The following is a 17,977-nucleotide window of genomic DNA, read 5'->3' on the forward strand; positions in this document are numbered from 1 at the left end:
GGCGGGCGGGCGGCCGCGGATGGAGTACTACTCCGTGCGCAGGCCGTCCGGCCGCATCATCCGCAGCAGCGGCGGCAGGCTCAGCAGGGTCACCGCCAGGACCACCCCCGCGCCGATGCCGGTCATGGCCAGCACACTGGACCAGTCGATCCGGATCGCCGTGGCGCTCATCTTCAGCAGCACCGCGCCCAGGGTCAGCCCCACCACCGTGGCCAGCACCAGGCCGAGGCCGATCGGGATCGCCGTCTGCCACAGCACCGACAGGCTCAGCGTGCGCCGCCGGGTGCCGAAGGCGACCAGCGCCGACAGCAGCTTCCTGCGCTCGCGCAACTGCTCCAGCTGCGAGACCAGCAGACTCGCACCGATCAGGAGCAGCACACAGCCGGCACCGATGAACAGCCCGGTGCGGATCGAACGGAACTGCGGCGACTCGTCGTTGGCCGACATGACGAACACGTCCGCCAGCGGGTCCATCCCCGCGACGGTGTTCCGCGCGTGGTCGCTCGCGTCCGGCACCGACTGGTCGAGCGAGACGAACACCTTCTGTTCCAGGCCCTTCACCGCGCTCGCGGGCAGCGCGCCCGAGGTGATCAGCAGTCCGTCACGCGCGTAGCCGCTCGGGTCCTCGCGGTGGGTCGCCGTCTTCACTCCGGCCGGCATCTTCCAGGTGGCCGGTGCGCTCGGCATCTCGTCGTACGACGGGTCGAAGTACACCGTTCGGCCGGCCCTGGCCAGCTGCTCCGTCTTGGTGGTGGCCCCGGGGTCGGGGCCGCCGGTGATCCGGAAGACGTCACCGTTGCGGCAGGCCGTCAGGTGGGCCACCTCACTCAGCTGGGCGCAGCTGCCGACGGCCACTTCCGCCACGTCGTCCGGGTTCTTCGCCCGCTCGCCGATCGTGGTCTGCGAGATGGCCGACGTGGCGCGCACGCCCTTGGTCCCCGCGAGCTTGTGGTCGGCCTCGGCCAGCGAGGTGCCGCTGTCGATGGAGACCTCCATCTGGGCCCGGCGCAGGTCGTTGCCGGTCGGCTTGGTGTAGTTGCCCTGGACGCCGGAGAACAACATCTGCAGGGCGATCGCCCCGGCCACCGCGACCGCGATGCCGTTGACCATCCGGGCGGCCGTACCACTGCTCAACTGGAGCCTGCGGACGGCGAGTTGCCAGGACACCGAGCCGGAGTTCAGCCGCGCCACGGTGGCCTCGACGACCCAGGGCAGCAGCGCGGTGACGCCGACGAGCAGCAGGACCGTGCCGCCGATCACCAGCCACTGGTTGAAGTTGCCGTTGGAGTCGCCCTTGCCGGTCATCGGGTAGAGCATCGCGAGACCGGCCAGCGGCAGCAGCAGCCGCCACCACAGCCGGCGGCGCGGCGGCTTCGCCTTGCGGACCACACCGAGCGGCTCGATGACGACCCCGCGCAGCGCGAGCAGTGTCACCAGCACGGCCGCGGCCGGTACGGCGACGGCGACGAGCAGGGCGAGCGCGGGCGACGGGTTGAGGTCGCTGGGGTACAGGCTGATGTCCCGCACGTCGATCAGGGACGCCAACTGCCGCCCGGCCAGGAAGAATCCGGTGCCGAAGACGAGCCCGAGGAGCGCCCCCGCGAGCGCCTCGCCGCCCGCGATCCGGCGCGCCATCCGCCCGTCGGCGCCGACCAGCCGCAGCGCCGCGAGCCGTCGGTCCCGGCGTTCGCCGCCGAAGCGCACGGCGGCCGCGATGAACACGGCGACCGGCAGCAGCAGCACGATGAACACGATCAGGATCAGCAGGAGCAGCACCGGGTCCAGCTTGTCCGGCGTGTTGCCCGGGGAGGGCCCGAAGTAGTCGATGCGCTCGACGGTGCCGCCGGACTGACGCCCTTCCAGTCCCTTCCCGCCCGCGTAGTAGGCGAGTTCGGCGGGCCCGATGAGTCCCTGGTCCGCGATGGTGCCGGTGATCCGGTAGGGCAGCCGCTCGCGCAGCAGCTTTCCGGAGTCCGACTTCAGCAGCTTCTCCAGCGCGGGGGAGACGACCATGTCGCCCACCGCGGGGAACTTCGCGACCCCGGGCGGCAGCGGCGCCTTGGCACCCTCGGGCTCCAGCAGCCGGCCCCGCACATCCTTGGTGCGGAACGTGGTGTGCGTGTCGGCGACGATGAGCGTGTTGTCCGCCTTCGCCAACTGCTTCCCGCTGTACGTGAAGTCCATCCGGGCGTTGCCGCGCGCGTCGCGCTCGGACAGCGCGTTCGGCAGCGCGGTGGTGAGCAGCAGCAGCGCCACCCCGAGCCCGACGCCGACGGCCGTCAGGACGGCCCGCACCCAGCCCTCACGCCCGCCGCCGAAGGCGAACCGCACCCCCATGGCCAAGTCGGCCGACCACTGACGCACGTTCATACGATGCGCTCCATGTCCCTGGACTTGCCGTCCCGTACGACGATCTCGCGGTCCGAGTACGCGGCCACCCGCGCCTCGTGCGTGACCAGCACGACGGCCGCGTTCGTGGACCGGGCCGCCTCGGTCAGCAGCTCCATCACGCGCTCGCCGTTGAGCGAGTCGAGGGCGCCGGTCGGCTCGTCGGCGAACAGCACCCGCGGGCTGGTGACCAGCGAGCGGGCCACGGCGACGCGCTGCCCCTGACCGCCGGAGACCTCGCCGGGCCGCTTCTTCGCGAGGTCGTCGACCTCGAGCCGCTGCATCCAGCCGAGCGCGGTCCGCTCGGCCTCCTTGCGGTGCGTGCCGTTCAGCCGCAGCGGCAGCGCGACGTTCTCGACGCAGGTCAGCTCCGGCACCAACTGCCCGAACTGGAACACGAACCCGAACTCCGAGCGGCGCAGCGCGCTGCGCTGGGCGTCGCTCATCGTCGCCATCTCCTGCCCGTTGTACGTGATCGAGCCCGAGTCGGGCGGCACGATCCCGGCGAGACAGTGCAGCAGCGTGGACTTCCCCGACCCGGAGGGCCCCATCACCGCGACGACCTCGCCGGGGTGGATAGAGAACTCCGCGCCGTCCAGCGCGGTCGTCGGCCCGTAGGCCTTGCGCAGCTCCTGGGCCGCGAGCAGGGAACCGGCGGGATGTGTCGTCACTTGGCCACCACCTCGGCGAGTTTGTCGAGGCGCGCGGCGGTGAGCTCCAGCCACCGCAGGTCGGCCTCCAGATGGAAGAGGGCGTGGTCGCAGATCAGCTGGTCCGCGAGATCGCCCTTGCGCTTGCGGTCGGTCAGGATGCGCATGCTGCGCAGATGCTCGGAACGCTGCACGTCGAGGATCTCCGCCGCGTTCCGGTGCGTCAGCAGCGCGAGGACGACCTTGGTGTAGAGGGCCGACTGCAGATACGGCTCGGGCTTCTCCGGCGTCGCGAGCCACTTCTGTACGTCGGTGATCCCGGCGTCGGTGATCGCGTACCGCTTGCGCTCGGGACCGCCGCCGGCCTCGATGCCGTCGACCTCGACGAGACCGTTCTTCAGCAGGCGGGACATCGTCGAGTAGACCTGGCCGTAGTGCAGCGGCCGGTCGTGACCGAACTTCTCGTCGAAGGCCCGCTTCAGGTCGTAACCGTGGCGCGGGCCGGACTCCAGGAGCCCCAGAAGGGTGTGACCGATGGACATGCGGAGCACTCTACACACGGGGTATACGCGGTGTGTATACGCACGGTGTGTAGATCATGGCGGGGGGTACGGAGGCGCAGGTGGGAGCCGATTGTCACGGTTCTGCCACATGCCGGTGGGCATGATTCAGCCTGTCCGGCGTTTGAGGACGAGGCCCTTCAGGCCGACGGGGGTCTGGGGGCGGAGCCCCCAGGAGGCCGGCCACGACGAGGCAGCGGTCCAGCTTCACCGGGCAACCGGCCCGCCTCCGCCAGCGCCCGCCGCAACAGGAACTCGATCTGCGCGTTCGCGGACCGCAGTTCGTCCCCGGCCCAGCGCGCGATCGCCTCGTACACGGCCGGGTCCAGCCGCAGCAGCACCTGCTTGCGCTGCTGCGGCCGGCGCTTCGGCTCGGAGGCCTCGGAAGGTTCGGTCACTGGTACAGGGTGCCCGTGTTCAGCACGGGCTGCGGTGCCCGGTCCCCGCAGAGCACCACCAGGAGGTTGGAGACCATGGCCGCCTTCCGTTCGTTGTCCAGCTCCACGATGTCCTGCTCGGTGATCCGGGCCAGCGCGGCCTCGACCATGCCGACCGCGCCGTCGACGATCTGCCGCCGGGCCGCCACGACCGCACCGGCCTGCTGCCGCTGGAGCATCGCCGAGGCGATCTCGGGCGCGTACGCGAGATGCGTGAAGCGGGACTCGATGATCTGGACGCCGGCCGCCTCGACGCGGGCGCTCAGTTCGAGGACGAGCTTCTCGGTGATCTCCTCGGCGTTGCCGCGCAGCGAGAGTCCGCCCTCGTCGTGGGAGTCGTAGGGGTACTCGATGGCGATGTGCCGTACCGCCGCCTCGGTCTGGATGGCGACGAAGTCGCTGTAGTCGTCCACCTCGAAGGTGGCCTGCGCGGTGTCGCGGACCTTCCACACCATGACCGCTGCCAGCTCGATCGGGTTGCCGTAGGCGTCGTTGACCTTGAGGACCGCGGTCTCGTGGTTGCGGACCCGGGTCGAGATCTTCGTGCGCGAGGTGAACGGGTTCACCCAGCGCAGCCCGTCCTGCCGGATCGTCCCCCGGTACCGCCCGAAGAGCTGCACGACCCGCGCCTCGCCCGGCGCGACCGTGTTCAGCCCGCGCATCGCGATGAACGCGGCGAGCAGGACGAGGACGCCGCCGATGATCAGCGCGGCCTTGGCGCCGCCCGAGTCGACCGCACCGGCTCCGACCAGCAGTCCGGCGGAGACGAGCAGCCCGGTCAGGCCGAGGGCGAGCGCGAGCGCGCCGCCGATGCTGTGCGCGGCGAACTCCCGCACGCGCGGGGCAGGCATGTCGGGTACGTCCGCGGGTACTTCGGTGGTCATGGTGTTCCCCCGTAGCTTGGTTGAATCAAAGTGATATCACTTTACCCGGGTACGGCAACCCTCAACCCCTCTCGTACGTCGGTTCCATAAGGACGGGTGCTGATTGTCACGTCCGTAATGGACCGGATCGACAGCCCTTTGTCACAACTCCTGGTGTTAGCTTTCTGAGCTGACTTGACGGGCGAACCTGTGTGACACCAGAGCACAAGAGAGCGAAGCGGAGCGAAACGGACTCATGGGACGAGCGGAAGAGAGACGAGCGCGCCAACGCGGTGGCCACCGCGCGGCGCCCAAGACCCGCCGCTCGTCGGGGGCGGATGGCGCGGGTGCCACGGGCGGCAAGGACGCCAAGGGCGGCAAGAGCTTCATACGCAGGCTCTTCACCTGGAAGAAGATCCTCGGCACGTTCCTCGGCTTCTGCCTGCTCGGCATCGGCGCGTTCATCGTGCTCTACATGATGATCAGCATCCCCGCGGGCAACGCCGACGCGAAGCTGCAGAGCAACGTCTACAAGTACAGCGACGGCTCGATCCTGACCCGCAAGGGCGATGTGAACCGCGAGAACGTCGACCTCTCGCAGGTCCCCAAGGCCGTCCAGGAGACGTTCGTCGCCGCCGAGAACAAGACGTTCTACAGCGACGCCGGCGTCGACCTCAAGGGCACCGCCCGCGGCCTGCTCAACACGGTCTCCGGCAAGGGCGCGCAGGGCGGTTCGACGATCACCCAGCAGTACGTGAAGAACTACTACCTGACGCAGGACCAGACCGTCACGCGCAAGCTGAAGGAAATGGTCATCTCGCTGAAGCTGGACCGCGAGAAGTCCAAGGACTACATCCTCGCCGGGTACATCAACACCAGTTACTACGGCCGCGGCGCCTACGGCATCCAGGCCGCCGCCCAGGCCTACTACCGGGTCGACGCCAAGGACCTGAACGTGCGGCAGGGCGCCTATCTCGCCGCGCTGCTGCAGGCGCCGAACCAGTACGACTGGGCGATCGCGACCGACACCGGCAAGAAGCTGGTGCAGGCGCGCTGGAACTACGTCCTGGACAACATGGTCGGGCAGGGCTGGCTGAGCTCCACCAAGCGCGAGGCCATGACGTTCCCGATCCCCAAGGCGCCCAAGCCCGAGGCCGGCATGGCGGGCCAGACCGGCTACATGGTGACCGCCGCCAACGCGGCCCTGGAGAAGCAGCTGATCTCCTCGGGGCAGGCCTCCGACACCAAGGAGGCCGAGGCGCTGGTCGACGCGGGCGGCTGGACGATCACGCTCAACATCGACAAGAAGAAGCAGGCCCAGCTGGAGAAGTCGGTCAAGTCGCAGCTGACCGGCAAGCTCGACGCCAAGAAGCGCAAGGTCGACGGCAACGTCCAGCCCGGCGCGGCGTCCGTGAACCCGAAGACGGGCGCGGTCGTGGCGATGTACGGCGGTGTGGACTATCTGAAGCACTTCAGGAACAACGCGACCCGCACCGACTACCAGCCCGCCTCCACCTTCAAGCCGGTGATCCTGGCCGCGGCCCTGGCCGACCAGGCCAAGACGCAGTCCGGCAAGACGATCACGACCGACACGCTCTACGACGGCACCAGCAAGCGCCCGGTCGTGGGCAGCGACATCGGGTTCGCGCCGGAGAACGAGGACGACCAGAGCTACGGCAAGGTCACCGTCCAGACGGCCATGAACAAGTCGATCAACTCGGTCTTCGCGCAGCTCGGTGTCGACGTCGGCATGGACAAGGTCATGAAGACCGCGGGCGAACTGGGCATGAACACCGACGACTTGAAGGCCGTACCGGCGCAGACCCTCGGCACCATGGGCGCGAGTCCGATGGAGATGGCCGGCGTCTACGCCACCTTCGACAACCACGGCAAGAAGGTCACCCCGGCGATCATCAAGTCGGTCGCGCACAACACGCGCACGGTCACCATGCCGAACCCGATCGGCGCCCAGGTCATCCCGCGCGAGGCCGCGGACACGGTGTCCTCGGTGCTGACCGGTGTGGTCGACGACGGTACGGCGAAGGTGTCGGTGGCCGAGAACAGCAAGCGCGACGGGCAGCAGGTCGCGGGCAAGACGGGTACCTCCGACAACAACCTGTCGGCCTGGTTCACCGGCTACACACCCGACCTGGTCACCTCGGTGGGCCTGTTCGGCGAGGACGCCACGACGCACAACCAGGTGCCGCTGACCGGTGCGACCGGCCTGATCACCGCGGGCGGCGGCCGTATCAACGGTGGTGGCTACCCGGCGCAGATCTGGGCGACGTACATGTTCGGAGTGACCAAGGCGAACGGCAAGTTCGACCTGGACACCGACCAGGGCGCGGCCGTCGAGCCGGACTTCACGCCGACGGCGACCCCGACCCAGTCGGCGACGCCGTCCCCGACCCCGACGACCAAGTCGCCGTCGCCGACCCCGACGACGGAGTCACCGACGCCGACCCCGACTCCGACGCCGACCCCGACACCCACCCCGACGCCGACGATCAGTCCGCCGGTGACACCGACCGACGGCAACACGGACAACCCGTTCGACCAGCTCAACCAGTAGTCGGGTCGCACGGAGAGAGGGCGCCCGGCACTTCGCCGGGCGCCCTCTCGTGTGCCGCTGGGTGAACTCCCGTACCGCTAGGCGAAGTTCGCCGCGATCCGGTCGCCGAGTTCCTTGTCGATGTTGTGCCAGTACTGCAGGGCGCGGTCGAGGACCGAGCGGGAGACGTCGGCCTTCAGGTGGCCGCTGACGTTCGCCACGAGCCGGTCGCGGGCCGCGTCGTCGAGGACCTCGCGGACCATCGTGCCCGCCTGGCCCCAGTCGTCGTCCTCGGCGTGCAACTTCGTTGCCTCGCGGACCAGTTCACCGGCGGTCTGCCAGCTCGCCGGTTCGCCGAACTGCCCGTAGTCGGCGGCCGGGCCGCCGTAGGAGTTCGGGGCGTACGGCCGCGCCGCGTTGGACGCCTCGTACCGCATCGGACCGTCCTTGGCGTACGAGTTGACCGGGGAGTGTGGGCGGTTCGGCGGCAGCTGGGTGTAGTTGGGGCCGATCCGGTACCGGTGGGTGTCCGGGTACGAGAACAGCCGGCCCAGCAGCATCTTGTCCGGCGAGGGGCCGATGCCCGGCACCAGGTTCGAGGGCTCGAAGGCGGCCTGCTCGATGTGGACGAAGTAGTCGTCCGGGTTCCGGTTCAGGGTCATGCGGCCGACGTCGATCAGCGGGTAGTCCCCGTGCGGCCAGACCTTCGTCAGGTCGAAGGGGTTGAAGCGGTAGTCCGCGGCGTCCTCGAACGGCATGATCTGGACCTTGAGGCTCCAGCTCGGCGCGTTCCCGGACTCGATCGACTCGTGAAGATCACGGCGGTGCTTGTCGCCGTCGGACCCGGCGAGTTCGTCGGCCTCGGCCTGCGTGAGGTACTCGATGCCCTGGTCGGTCTTGAAGTGGTACTTCACCCAGAACCGCTCACCGGCGCCGTTGATCCACATGTAGGTGTGGGAGCTGTAGCCGTTCATGTGGCGGTACGTCTTCGGGATGCCCCGGTCGCCCATCAGCCAGGTCACCTGGTGCGCCGACTCGGGGGAGAGGGTCCAGAAGTCCCACTGCATGTCGTTGCTGCGCAGCCCGGTCGCCGGGTGGCGCTTCTGCGAGCGGATGAAGTCCTGGAACTTGATGGTGTCCCGGACGAAGAAGACCGGGGTGTTGTTGCCCACCATGTCGTAATTGCCGTGCTCTGTGTAGAACTTGAGCGCGAAGCCGCGCGGGTCGCGCCAGGTGTCGGGCGAGCCCTGCTCACCGGCGACGGTGGAGAACCGCGCCAGCATCTCGGTGCGCTTGCCCGGCTGGAAGAGGTCGGCCCGGGTGAACTGACTGACGTCGTTGGTCACTTCGAAGAAGCCGTACGCACCGGATCCCTTGGCGTGCACCACCCGCTCGGGGACCCGCTCCCGGTTGAACTGGGCCATCTTCTCGATGAGGTAGTGGTCCTGGAGCAGAATCGGGCCGTCGGGTCCGACGGTGAGCGAGTGTTCGTCGCTCTCCACCGGAATGCCGACGTTGTTCGTCGTGTACGGAGTGTGCTGGGGTGCCTGCGTCACGAGCGTCCTCCTGTTCGGAAGAAAGTAGGTCGCTTTCGCTTCGCGTACCCCAGCAGTCAACTCCGACGCCGGTATGTCGGCAACTTTTGGACGAGGTCTAATTCCGGTTCAGTTCGAACCAGACCACCTTCCCGGTGCTGAGCCGCGTGGCTCCCCACCGACGGGCCAGTCTGTTGACCAGATACAGCCCGCGTCCGCCCTCGTCCGTGGCCCGCGCCTGCCGCAGCCGGGGCAGCTGGGGCACGTCGTCGCCGACCTCGCAGCGCAGCACGTCGGTCCGCAGCAGCCGGAGCGTGACCGGCCGTGACGCATAGCGCACGGCGTTGGTCACGACCTCGCTGACCAGCAGCTCCACCGAGTCGCTCATGTCCTCCATGCCCCAGCGGGCCAGCGCGCGGCGGGCCAGCCGGCGGGCCTGGCCGGGGGCCGAGTCCTCCGGGTCGAGGAACCAGTACGCCACGTCGCTCGGCGCGATCCCGTCGAAGCGGGCGGCGAGCAGCGCGATGTCGTCGTCCCGGTCGCCCGGGCCGAGCATGTCGAGCACCTCGTCGCACAGGGCCTCAAGGGGCGGCGGATGATCGGGTCCGGTGAGCTGCGCGACCGCGGCGAGCTTCTCGCGCAGCTGCTCTATCCCGGTCCAGACGTCCCGAAGCCGCGACTCGACGAGCCCGTCCGTGTAGAGGAGCAGCGTCGCTCCAGCAGGCGCGTCCAGCTCTACGGCCTCGAAGTCGACCCCGCCGACGCCGATCGGGGCGCCGGGCGGCACGCGGAGGACCTCGGCCCGGCCGCCCAGGTGCAGCAGCACCGGCGGCGGGTGTCCCGCGTTGGCGATGGTGATGCGGTGCGAGACCGGGTCGTAGACCGCGTAGAGGCAGGTCGCCATGCGGTCGGTGCCCAGGCGCTGGGCCTGTTCGTCGAGGTGGTGCAGGACCTCCTGCGGGGGCAGGTCGAGACCGGCCAACGTCTGGGCGGTGGTGCGGAGTTGGCCCATGATCGCGGCCGAGGTCATGGAGTGGCCCATGACGTCGCCGACGACCAGGGCGACCCGGCTGCCGGGCAGCGGGATCGCGTCGTACCAGTCGCCGCCGACGCGTGCCGTCTCGGCGGCGGGGAGGTAACGGGACGCCAGCCGCACGCCGGTGGGGCGGGGCAGGGTCTCCGGGAGCATGGTGCGCTGGAGCTCGTCGGCGATGTACGCCTCACGGCCGTAGAGGACCGCCTTGTCGATGCCCAGCGCGCTGTGCGTGGCGAGTTGGGCGGCGACCAGGAGGTCGTCGGCCTCGAACGCCATGCGCTCGGGGCGGCGCAGGAAGAGCGCGGCGCCGATCACCCGGCGCCGGCCGCGCAGCGGCGCGAGGATCGCGCGCTGACCGGCCGGGACGATCAACTCGCCGCCCTCACCGAGGAGTTCGGGCAGTGCGGCGCGGGCGGCGGGCGAGTCGGCGAAGACGGGACGGACGCCCCGCAGCACCTCGTTCAGCGCGCCGCCGGGCCGTACCTCGCACAACTCGGCGGTGACCGCGGACAGTTCGGAGGGCTGCTCCGGCTGTATCGCGGGCATGAAGCCGTTCTCCGTGTCCCGCTCCTCCGGGATGCGGTCGGTACGGCGCAGGCGCAGCACGACGGGACCCGTGGGCCGCTCGTCGCCCACCGGGAGCGGGTCGCGGAGATAGACCAGGATCGCGTCCGAGAACGTCGGTACGGTCGCCCGGCACAGCCCCATGACGATCTCGTCGAGGTCGATGCCGCGGGCGATCCGCCGGGTCGCGGCGCCCACGAAGCGCAGCCGGTCCCCGTCCCGCCGCATCGGCATGGGACCGCCGGACGGCAGCCCCTGTCCCGTACGGCGTTCCTTGGCGGCCGCGTCGGAGACCTCGGCGCCGCCCGGCTGGGCCGGGATGCCGTCGGGCGAGGGGCGGGGGCGATGGGTGTCGGGTTCGGCGGCCGAGGGCTGGGAGTGCTCGGAGCCACCTGCGGTGTCGGGCTTCACAGGGGTACCTGCCGGGTCCTTCCCCTTGGCGCGGGACGTGCTCGTACCCGGCGGCTCGCCGGTGCGTGCCTGTGCCGGTAAGCCGGCTCCACCGGACGGCCTGGACGGCGTCGAGGTGTGCAGGAGCGCCCCGCGGGGGTCTGCGGGGTCGGCGCCGCTCGGGCGCTCGAAGGAGGTGGGGTGCTCCGTCACTCGTGTCGAATCCGTCCGTCCGGGACCGCACGCCGCGCGTGCGGATCGTCCCGCCGAAATGCCGATACCCGGAATACGTGCCCCAGGAACGGAATTCCCGCGTGGTCAGAGGCTGTTCCTGTGCCACCGGCGGACCGGCGGCTCGCTCCGGTGTCGCCCTGATACCCCTCGCTCACGTCCTGCCGCCCCTCGGTGACGTCTGGTCAGTCCCGGTACATGCCCCGGGAGTTGTGCGGTGCCCTTGCGGAGGACGATCCTACGGTTGCGCACCGGGGGCGCATCAAGGGTCTCATGTGGACATGTGCGCGGGGGTGCGGTCCCAGTCCTCCGGAAGTGAAGGTACAGCCCAGGACGGATCCGGGCGCCAGTGCTGCCACCCGTCCGCGAACGGAGACCCCCACGCGCGGATCACTTCCACCGCGGACCGGCCCGCTTCCCTTACCCGCTCGGCCAGTTGGGGATCCATCAGACCGTCCCGCTGGGCCTGCGTGAACTCGTCCTCGTCGAGCCAGCGCCAACTGCGGTCCGGGTGCACGGAGATGTCCAGGAAGTGATCCACCGAGTCGACCCCGCCGTCCCAACGGACCTGCGGTTCCTCAAGGTTCACGTACCAGTTCTTGAACTGCCATCCGGGCTCCCAGAAAAGCCACACCGACCAGGGCTCACCGGGCCGCGCCAGCTTCAGCACACCCGTGCCGAACCAGTGGTCGCGGCGGACCGTACGCGGCTTCGTGTACCGGGTCTCCAGCGGCTCCCCGTGCACCGACGTACCGTCCGCGAGCACCGGTCTCACACACTCGGTGCCGGGCGCCATCCAGACGGCGAGCAGCTCCTCGTCGTCCCGGACGACGGTGACGGGGCGGGCGATGTGGAAGCGCGGTCCGGCGTTCTCCCGGTAGCGCCACAGGATCTGATCCCCGGGCGCCCAGAAGGCCGTAGACGTACCCGCTTCCACCGCTCGTACCGCTCCACCGTCTGTCATGAAGAGATATTAGGTGCCCGGGGCATACGACGCTGCGGTGCGCGTCACGGTTCACGCCAGGGCGACAATTGGTTACGGACGCGTCATCCGCAGGACATCGAGGGCCTCGTCGAGCTGTGCCTCGGTGAGGTCACCGCGCTCCACATAGCCGTTCTCCAGCACGACCTGGCGGATCGTCTTCCGTTCCGCCAGTGCCTTCTTGGCCACCTTGGCGGCCTCCTCGTACCCGATGTACTTGTTGAGCGGAGTGACCACGGACGGCGAGGACTCGGCGTATTCGCGCGCACGCTCCCGGTGCGCGACGATCCCCTCGACGGTCCGGTCGGCGAGCAGCCGCGAGACGTTGGCGAGCAGCCGAATCGACTCCAGGACGTTCTTGGCGATCACCGGCAGCATCACATTGAGCTCGAAGTTGCCGGCTGCCCCGGCGGTGGCGACGGTCGCGTCATTGCCGACGACCTGCGCGGCGACCATCAGCACGGCCTCCGGAATGACCGGGTTGACCTTGCCGGGCATGATCGAGGACCCCGGCTGCAGATCGGGCAGCGAGATCTCCGAGAGCCCGGTCCGCGGCCCGGACGCCATCCACCGCAGATCGTTCGCGATCTTCGTCAGGCCTACGGCGATGGTCCGCAGCTGCCCGCTGGTCTCGACGATCCCGTCCCGCGCGCCCTGCGCCTCGAAGTGGTCCCGCGCCTCGGTCAGCGGCAGCCCGGTGACCAGCGCCACCTCGGCGATCACGGCGGCGGAGAACCCGGGCGGGGTGTTGATCCCGGTCCCGACGGCGGTCCCGCCCAGCGGCAGCTCCGCGAGCCGGGGCAGCGAGGCCTCCAACCGCTCGACGCCGTACCGGACTTGGGCCGCGTACCCGCCGAACTCCTGCCCCAGCGTCACCGGCGTCGCGTCCATCAGGTGGGTCCGCCCGGACTTGACGACATCGGCGAACTCGACGGACTTGCGCGACAGTGCCCCCGCGAGATGCTCCAGCGCGGGGATGAGGTCGTGGATCACGGCACCGGTGGCCGCGATGTGGATGGAGGACGGGAAGACGTCGTTGGACGACTGCGAGGCGTTGACGTGGTCGTTCGGGTGGACGTCCTTGCCGAGCCGCTCGGTCGCGAGGGTGGCGATCACCTCGTTGGTGTTCATGTTGGACGAGGTCCCGGACCCGGTCTGGAACACGTCGATCGGGAAGTGCTCGTCCCACTTCCCGGCGGCCACCTCACGGGCGGCCTCCTGGATCGCCTCCGCGATGTCCTTGTCGAGTACGCCCAGTTCGGCGTTCACCTTCGCGGCGGCGCCCTTGATCCGGGCGAGCGCCTCGATGTGGGCGCGCTCGATGGGCTGCCCCGAGATCGGGAAGTTCTCCACCGCCCGCTGGGTCTGCGCCCGCCACTTCGCGTCGACCGGGACCCGCACCTCCCCCATCGAATCGTGCTCGATACGGAACGGACCCACTGTCTGACCGTCGGCCATCGCCGATCACCTCCTGTGGGGGACAGCATCGCGGACACCTCCCGTGTTCCCACCTCAGCGGACGGAAACGGAGTGTCTCGGCCGAGCGCTCAGCGGCCGGGCCCGGTGCACACCGGCTGTCCGCCCACCTCGGCACAGGCCTGTGCCCCGCGCGGGTCGGGGGTGGCCAGCATCGGGCTGCTGTAACCGTCCGAGCGGTCCCCGGGGTACTCGGCGGACAGCTCGTCCTGTCCCGCCCTGATGGAGATCTCCCGGGACCCGCCGACCCGGGTGCGCACTTCCGACCAGACGGTGGCGCAGGACGGCGAGTACCGCAGCAGCACGACCTGACGGGCCCGGTTCACGACGCTCTCGGTACGGGCGTCCCGCGCGCAGGTCTCCGAGGACGGGAGGGCCCCCTGACAGCCGCTGCCCCGGCACGAGGCCACCGTGTGGTCGAGGACGTCGGCGGCACCGGCGGTTACCGCGACGGTGGTGGCCATGGCGGCGAGCGCGACGAGGGCGCGGGCGGGGGCACGCAGCCGACGGGGTCGTACGGATGGCACGGGCGGCGCAGACGGCACGGGCGGCGCGGCCGGGACCGGAGGCTGTGCGGGGGGAGTGGCGGACGGCCTGGACTGCTCCTGGACCGCTGTGTCCCACAGGGAGAGCAGCGCGCCGGGGTCGGTGCGGGCGAGCCGGGCGAGGGCCTCGACGGCTGCCCGGGGCGGGAGTTGGTCGCCGTTGAGATAGCGGTGCCAGGTCGACTTGCTGAACGGGGTGACGGCGGCCAGCGCGGCCAGGCTCAGCCCGGTCCGCCGCTTGAGGAGCCGGAGCCGTTCGGTCAGGAGCGGCCCCGCGTCGTCGTAAGGGCCGGAGAGAGGCTGCTGCTGCTCGACCGTCACGTGGCTTTCCATCCTGCTCCTCGCCGTACCGGGGTGAACGCCGTGATCCGTTCCCGGGGCCGGCCGCGTGCCACACCCCGATCACCGGAATATGAAGGGGTGTTGACCTGGCACCACCCGGCAGGACGCATGGGGCCGTCCCGCCGGGTGGTGCCGTGGGTCAGACGAGGGTCAGCACCAGCGGACGGCGCTGCGGTTGCTGACGTAGTGCGCGGAGACGTAGCCCTCGTGGTGCGGGAGCTTGTACCAGCGGTGGTTGCCGTAGACGTTCGATCCGTACGTCTTGCAGACGATGGGCAGCGTCCGCCCGACCCGCCGCGAACCGACCACGCGGTACCCGGTGCCCGGGCCGGAACGGACGTTCAGCCGCTTGAAGTGCCGGGTGGTGACCTGACCCACCGCGTGCCGCGTCACGTGGTGGGCGGTCACGTGGTGCGGGGCGGGGGTGGCGGTGGCGGCGACGGCCGTCACCGGGAAGACGGCGACGGCCGCGACCGCGGCGACGAGTCCGTTGCGCAGAGTGCGTCCGAACATGGGGGGTTCCTCCGAGTCGACCGAGGACCACGGGGTGTGGTCCAGTCGATCCGGAGCTTTTCCGGCAAAGCACCTGAAAATGCCGTCCCGCATGTCCCTGGGACGAACTGGGACAACATGCGGGACATTCCAGCCCGTCCGGCGTTTGAGGACAAGGCCCTTAGGGGCCGAACGGGGGTCCAGGGGGCGGAGCCCCCTGGCGGGGTGAAACGGGGCAGAGCCCCTGGGGATGGGACGGGTAGGGGCGGCGGGGGCGAGAAAACTGCTAGGCCAGCCCCGGCCCCCGCACCGGAATATGCGTGAACGTGGGCTCCGGCGCCGGGTTCTGGAAGAAGTCGTTGCCCTTGTCGTCGACCACGACGAACGCCGGGAAGTCCTCGACCTCGATCTTCCAGACCGCCTCCATGCCGAGCTCCTCGTACTCGACGACCTCGACCTTCTTGATGCAGTCCTGGGCGAGCCGAGCGGCCGGCCCACCGATCGACCCGAGGTAGAAGCCACCGTGCGCGTCACACGCGTCGGTGACCTGTTTGCTCCGGTTCCCCTTGGCCAGCATCACCTTGGACCCACCCGCCGCCTGGAACTGCTCGACGTACGAGTCCATGCGCCCGGCGGTCGTAGGCCCGAAGGACCCGGACGCGTAACCCTCAGGGGTCTTCGCGGGCCCCGCGTAGTACACCGGGTGGTCCTTCAGGTACTGCGGCATCTCCTCGCCCGCGTCGAGCCGCTCCTTGATCTTGGCGTGCGCGATGTCACGCGCCACGACAAGCGGCCCCGAGAGCGAAAGCCGGGTCTTCACCGGGTACTTGGTCAGCTCGGCGAGGATGTCGTCCATGGGCTGGTTGAGATCGATCCGCACGACATCTTCCTCGGCGGAGTCGAGATGCTCGTCGGTCGTCTCCGGCAGGAACCGCGCCGGGTCCGTCTCCAACTGCTCAAGGAACACGCCCTCGGCGGTGATCTTCGCGACGGCCTGCCGGTCGGCGGAGCAGGACACGGCGATGGCGACAGGGCAGGACGCACCATGCCGGGGCAGCCGCACCACCCGAACGTCGTGGCAGAAGTACTTGCCGCCGAACTGCGCCCCGATCCCGATCCGCTGCGTCAGCTCGAAGACCTTCTGCTCCAGGTCCTTGTCCCGGAACCCGTGCCCCAGCTCCGAACCCTCCGCCGGGATCTCGTCCAGGTAGTGCGCGGAGGCGTACTTCGCGGTCTTCAGCGCGTACTCGGCGCTCGTGCTGCCGACGACGATCGCCAGGTGGTACGGCGGGCAGGCGGCCGTACCGAGCGAACGGATCTTCTCCTCCAGGAACTTCATCATGGAGCCCTCGTTGAGGACCGCCTTCGTCTCCTGGTAGAGGAACGACTTGTTGGCCGAGCCGCCGCCCTTCGCCATGAACAGGAACTTGTAGGCGCCGCCGTCGGTCGCGTACAGCTCGATCTGGGCGGGCAGGTTCGACCCGGTGTTCTTCTCGTCCCACATGGTCAGCGGGGCCATCTGCGAGTACCGCAGATTGAGGTTGAGGTAGGCGTCGTAGATGCCGCGCGACAGGGCCGACTCGTCGCCGCCCTCCGTAAGGACGTTCTGCCCGCGCTTGCCCATGACGATCGCCGTACCGGTGTCCTGGCACATGGGCAGCACACCGGCGGCCGCGATGTTCGCGTTCTTCAGGAGGTCCAGCGCGACGAACTTGTCGTTGTTCGACGCCTCGGGGTCGTCGATGATCCGGCGCAGCTGCGCGAGGTGGGCGGGCCGCAGGTAGTGCTGGATGTCGTGGATGGCCTCGGCGGCGAGCTTGCGCAGCGCCTCGGGCTCGACCTTGAGGAACGTCCGCCCGTCGGCCTCGAAGGTGGAGACACCCTCGGAGGTCACCAGCCGGTACGGGGTGGTGTCCTCTCCCATGGGGAGCAGATCGGTGTACGCGAACTCAGGCATCGCAGCCCATTCCTCACTCGACAGACGGCCGCCCGCCGACACTGGCGGGCGCTCACCAGCGTAGAACCTGCCACTGACAGCGAGCTTGTGAGGTAAGGCTCAGTTCGCCGGACATCCGCCACGCCAACGTTGTCCACACCCCTAGTCGCGATCTATCGCGTTTCGGTACGCTGCTGCCGTGGACCTTCAGAAGCAGCCCGCATCCGCGCCCACGGCCCCGCAGCCCGCGCCCGCAGTCGCGGACCCGCCCGGCTCCGCGCTGCGCGCCTCGGACGCCGACCGTGACCGCATCGCCGACATCCTGCGCGAGGCCCTGGCCGAGGGCCGCCTGGACGCGGACGAGCACGCCGAGCGGGTCGAGGGGGTGCTGAGCGCCAAGACGGTCGGCGAGCTGGAGGTCTTCATCCAGGATCTGCCGGCCGCCCATGGACACCGGGCGACGACCCCGTCGTACAGCCCCGCTCCGAACCGCCCGACGGAGGGCGCGATCCCGGCCGAGGCCGACGAGCACGTGGTGGCGGTGTTCAGCGCCGCGATGCGCAAGGGCCGCTGGCGCGCGGGCCGCCGTATGCACGCGTACGCCGTGTTCGGCAGTGTCGAGATCGACCTCAGCGAGGCGATCTTCGAGTACCAGCAGGTCGTCATCAAGGCGGTCTCGGTCTTCGGCAACGTCGAGATCCGCGTCCCGGAGAACGTGTCGCTGCGCGGCACCGGCGGCGGGGTCCTCGGCAACTTCGAGGTGGACACGCTGGATTCCGTCGAGCCGGACGCGCCCGTGGTCTATGTCGACGGATGGGCCGTCCTCGGAAACATCGAGGCAAAACCCAAGCGGGGCAAGCTCGTTGCGGACATTCTCGATCGGGTTCAGCGCAAGGTCGACAAGAATTTGCGCAAACACTTGGACCGTTGACGGTTGTGAATCGGGACACATGTGGAGCTGATCGGTCCACACCCGTACGGCCCTGACATCGCGCAGAA

14 protein-coding genes are annotated in these 17,977 nt (G+C 69.6%); 2 read left to right on the top strand and 12 right to left on the bottom strand.

The annotated features are described in order from the left end of the window. Window positions 1-27: 27 nt before the first annotated feature. From OO69_RS43815 to OO69_RS43835, 5 genes are all read right to left on the bottom strand, one after another. Entirely contained in the window at window positions 28-2,370 is a 2,343-nt protein-coding gene (locus OO69_RS43815) for an ABC transporter permease (RefSeq protein ID WP_033286586.1), read from the bottom strand. Continuing rightward, window positions 2,367-3,059 carry an ABC transporter ATP-binding protein gene (locus OO69_RS43820; protein ID WP_033286587.1) on the bottom strand — a complete coding sequence of 231 codons (693 nt, stop codon included), beginning with the start codon at window positions 3,057-3,059 and terminating at the stop codon, window positions 2,367-2,369. Before OO69_RS43820 ends, OO69_RS43815 begins: the two co-directional genes overlap by 4 nt. After that, window positions 3,056-3,580 carry a PadR family transcriptional regulator gene (locus OO69_RS43825; protein ID WP_033286588.1) on the bottom strand — a complete coding sequence of 175 codons (525 nt, stop codon included), beginning with the start codon at window positions 3,578-3,580 and terminating at the stop codon, window positions 3,056-3,058. Before OO69_RS43825 ends, OO69_RS43820 begins: the two co-directional genes overlap by 4 nt. A 158-nt stretch (window positions 3,581-3,738) precedes the next feature. Continuing rightward, on the bottom strand, window positions 3,739-3,996 hold the full coding sequence (locus OO69_RS43830; protein ID WP_033286589.1) for a hypothetical protein: 258 nt from the start codon (window positions 3,994-3,996) through the stop codon (window positions 3,739-3,741). Beyond that, entirely contained in the window at window positions 3,993-4,919 is a 927-nt protein-coding gene (locus OO69_RS43835; RefSeq protein ID WP_033286590.1) for an SPFH domain-containing protein, read from the bottom strand. Before OO69_RS43835 ends, OO69_RS43830 begins: the two co-directional genes overlap by 4 nt. Window positions 4,920-5,154: 235 nt before the next feature. Between OO69_RS43835 and OO69_RS43840 the strand changes: the two genes are divergently transcribed. Continuing rightward, window positions 5,155-7,470, top strand: a complete 2,316-nt coding sequence (locus OO69_RS43840; protein WP_033286591.1) for a transglycosylase domain-containing protein — start codon at window positions 5,155-5,157, stop codon at window positions 7,468-7,470. A gap of 77 nt (window positions 7,471-7,547) precedes the next feature. On the opposite strand, the gene OO69_RS43845 is transcribed toward OO69_RS43840, so the two are convergent. The 7 genes from OO69_RS43845 to OO69_RS43875 all read right to left on the bottom strand — a co-directional run bounded on the left by OO69_RS43845 (window position 7,548) and on the right by OO69_RS43875 (window position 16,999). Further along, window positions 7,548-9,005: a catalase gene (locus OO69_RS43845; RefSeq protein ID WP_033286592.1), complete on the bottom strand. Its 1,458-nt coding sequence runs from the start codon at window positions 9,003-9,005 to the stop codon at window positions 7,548-7,550. Between the two features lie 97 nt (window positions 9,006-9,102). Next, window positions 9,103-11,187 (bottom strand): SpoIIE family protein phosphatase, encoded by a 2,085-nt coding sequence (locus OO69_RS43850; protein ID WP_033286593.1) that lies wholly within the window; start codon window positions 11,185-11,187, stop codon window positions 9,103-9,105. Between the two features lie 289 nt (window positions 11,188-11,476). Further along, complete coding sequence (locus OO69_RS43855) at window positions 11,477-12,169, bottom strand: DUF402 domain-containing protein (protein ID WP_234444685.1); 693 nt, start codon at window positions 12,167-12,169, stop codon at window positions 11,477-11,479. 72 nt (window positions 12,170-12,241) lie between these two features. Beyond that, the gene (locus OO69_RS43860; protein WP_033286595.1) at window positions 12,242-13,645 is read right to left on the bottom strand and encodes a class II fumarate hydratase; all 1,404 of its coding nucleotides are present in this window, start codon (window positions 13,643-13,645) and stop codon (window positions 12,242-12,244) included. Window positions 13,646-13,734: 89 nt separating this feature from the next. After that, window positions 13,735-14,541 carry a helix-turn-helix domain-containing protein gene (locus tag OO69_RS49630; RefSeq protein ID WP_051801685.1) on the bottom strand — a complete coding sequence of 269 codons (807 nt, stop codon included), beginning with the start codon at window positions 14,539-14,541 and terminating at the stop codon, window positions 13,735-13,737. A gap of 159 nt (window positions 14,542-14,700) precedes the next feature. Continuing rightward, the gene (locus OO69_RS43870) at window positions 14,701-15,063 is read right to left on the bottom strand and encodes an SH3 domain-containing protein (protein ID WP_033286596.1); all 363 of its coding nucleotides are present in this window, start codon (window positions 15,061-15,063) and stop codon (window positions 14,701-14,703) included. A gap of 265 nt (window positions 15,064-15,328) precedes the next feature. Then, window positions 15,329-16,999, bottom strand: a complete 1,671-nt coding sequence (locus OO69_RS43875) for a fumarate hydratase (RefSeq protein ID WP_033286597.1) — start codon at window positions 16,997-16,999, stop codon at window positions 15,329-15,331. 178 nt (window positions 17,000-17,177) lie between these two features. Between OO69_RS43875 and OO69_RS43880 the strand changes: the two genes are divergently transcribed. Beyond that, window positions 17,178-17,909, top strand: coding sequence for a DUF1707 SHOCT-like domain-containing protein (locus OO69_RS43880; RefSeq protein ID WP_033286598.1), 732 nt, complete (start codon window positions 17,178-17,180; stop codon window positions 17,907-17,909). Window positions 17,910-17,977 lie beyond the last annotated feature (68 nt).

Origin of the sequence: Streptomyces sp. NRRL F-525 (assembly GCF_000716605.1) — a bacterium.
Lineage (GTDB): Bacteria > Actinomycetota > Actinomycetes > Streptomycetales > Streptomycetaceae > Streptomyces.

What these genes read in the sequence shown, in the direction of transcription:
- OO69_RS43815 (WP_033286586.1), bottom strand. Translation starts at nt 2,370, where the DNA reads ATGAACGTGCGTCAGTGGTCGGCCGACTTGGCCATGGGGGTGCGGTTC.
- OO69_RS43825 (WP_033286588.1), bottom strand. Translation starts at nt 3,580, where the DNA reads ATGTCCATCGGTCACACCCTTCTGGGGCTCCTGGAGTCCGGCCCGCGC.
- OO69_RS43835 (WP_033286590.1), bottom strand. Translation starts at nt 4,919, where the DNA reads ATGACCACCGAAGTACCCGCGGACGTACCCGACATGCCTGCCCCGCGC.
- OO69_RS43840 (WP_033286591.1), top strand. Translation starts at nt 5,155, where the DNA reads ATGGGACGAGCGGAAGAGAGACGAGCGCGCCAACGCGGTGGCCACCGC.
- OO69_RS43855 (WP_234444685.1), bottom strand. Translation starts at nt 12,169, where the DNA reads ATGACAGACGGTGGAGCGGTACGAGCGGTGGAAGCGGGTACGTCTACG.
- OO69_RS43860 (WP_033286595.1), bottom strand. Translation starts at nt 13,645, where the DNA reads ATGGCCGACGGTCAGACAGTGGGTCCGTTCCGTATCGAGCACGATTCG.
- OO69_RS49630 (WP_051801685.1), bottom strand. Translation starts at nt 14,541, where the DNA reads ATGGAAAGCCACGTGACGGTCGAGCAGCAGCAGCCTCTCTCCGGCCCT.
- OO69_RS43870 (WP_033286596.1), bottom strand. Translation starts at nt 15,063, where the DNA reads ATGTTCGGACGCACTCTGCGCAACGGACTCGTCGCCGCGGTCGCGGCC.
- OO69_RS43875 (WP_033286597.1), bottom strand. Translation starts at nt 16,999, where the DNA reads ATGCCTGAGTTCGCGTACACCGATCTGCTCCCCATGGGAGAGGACACC.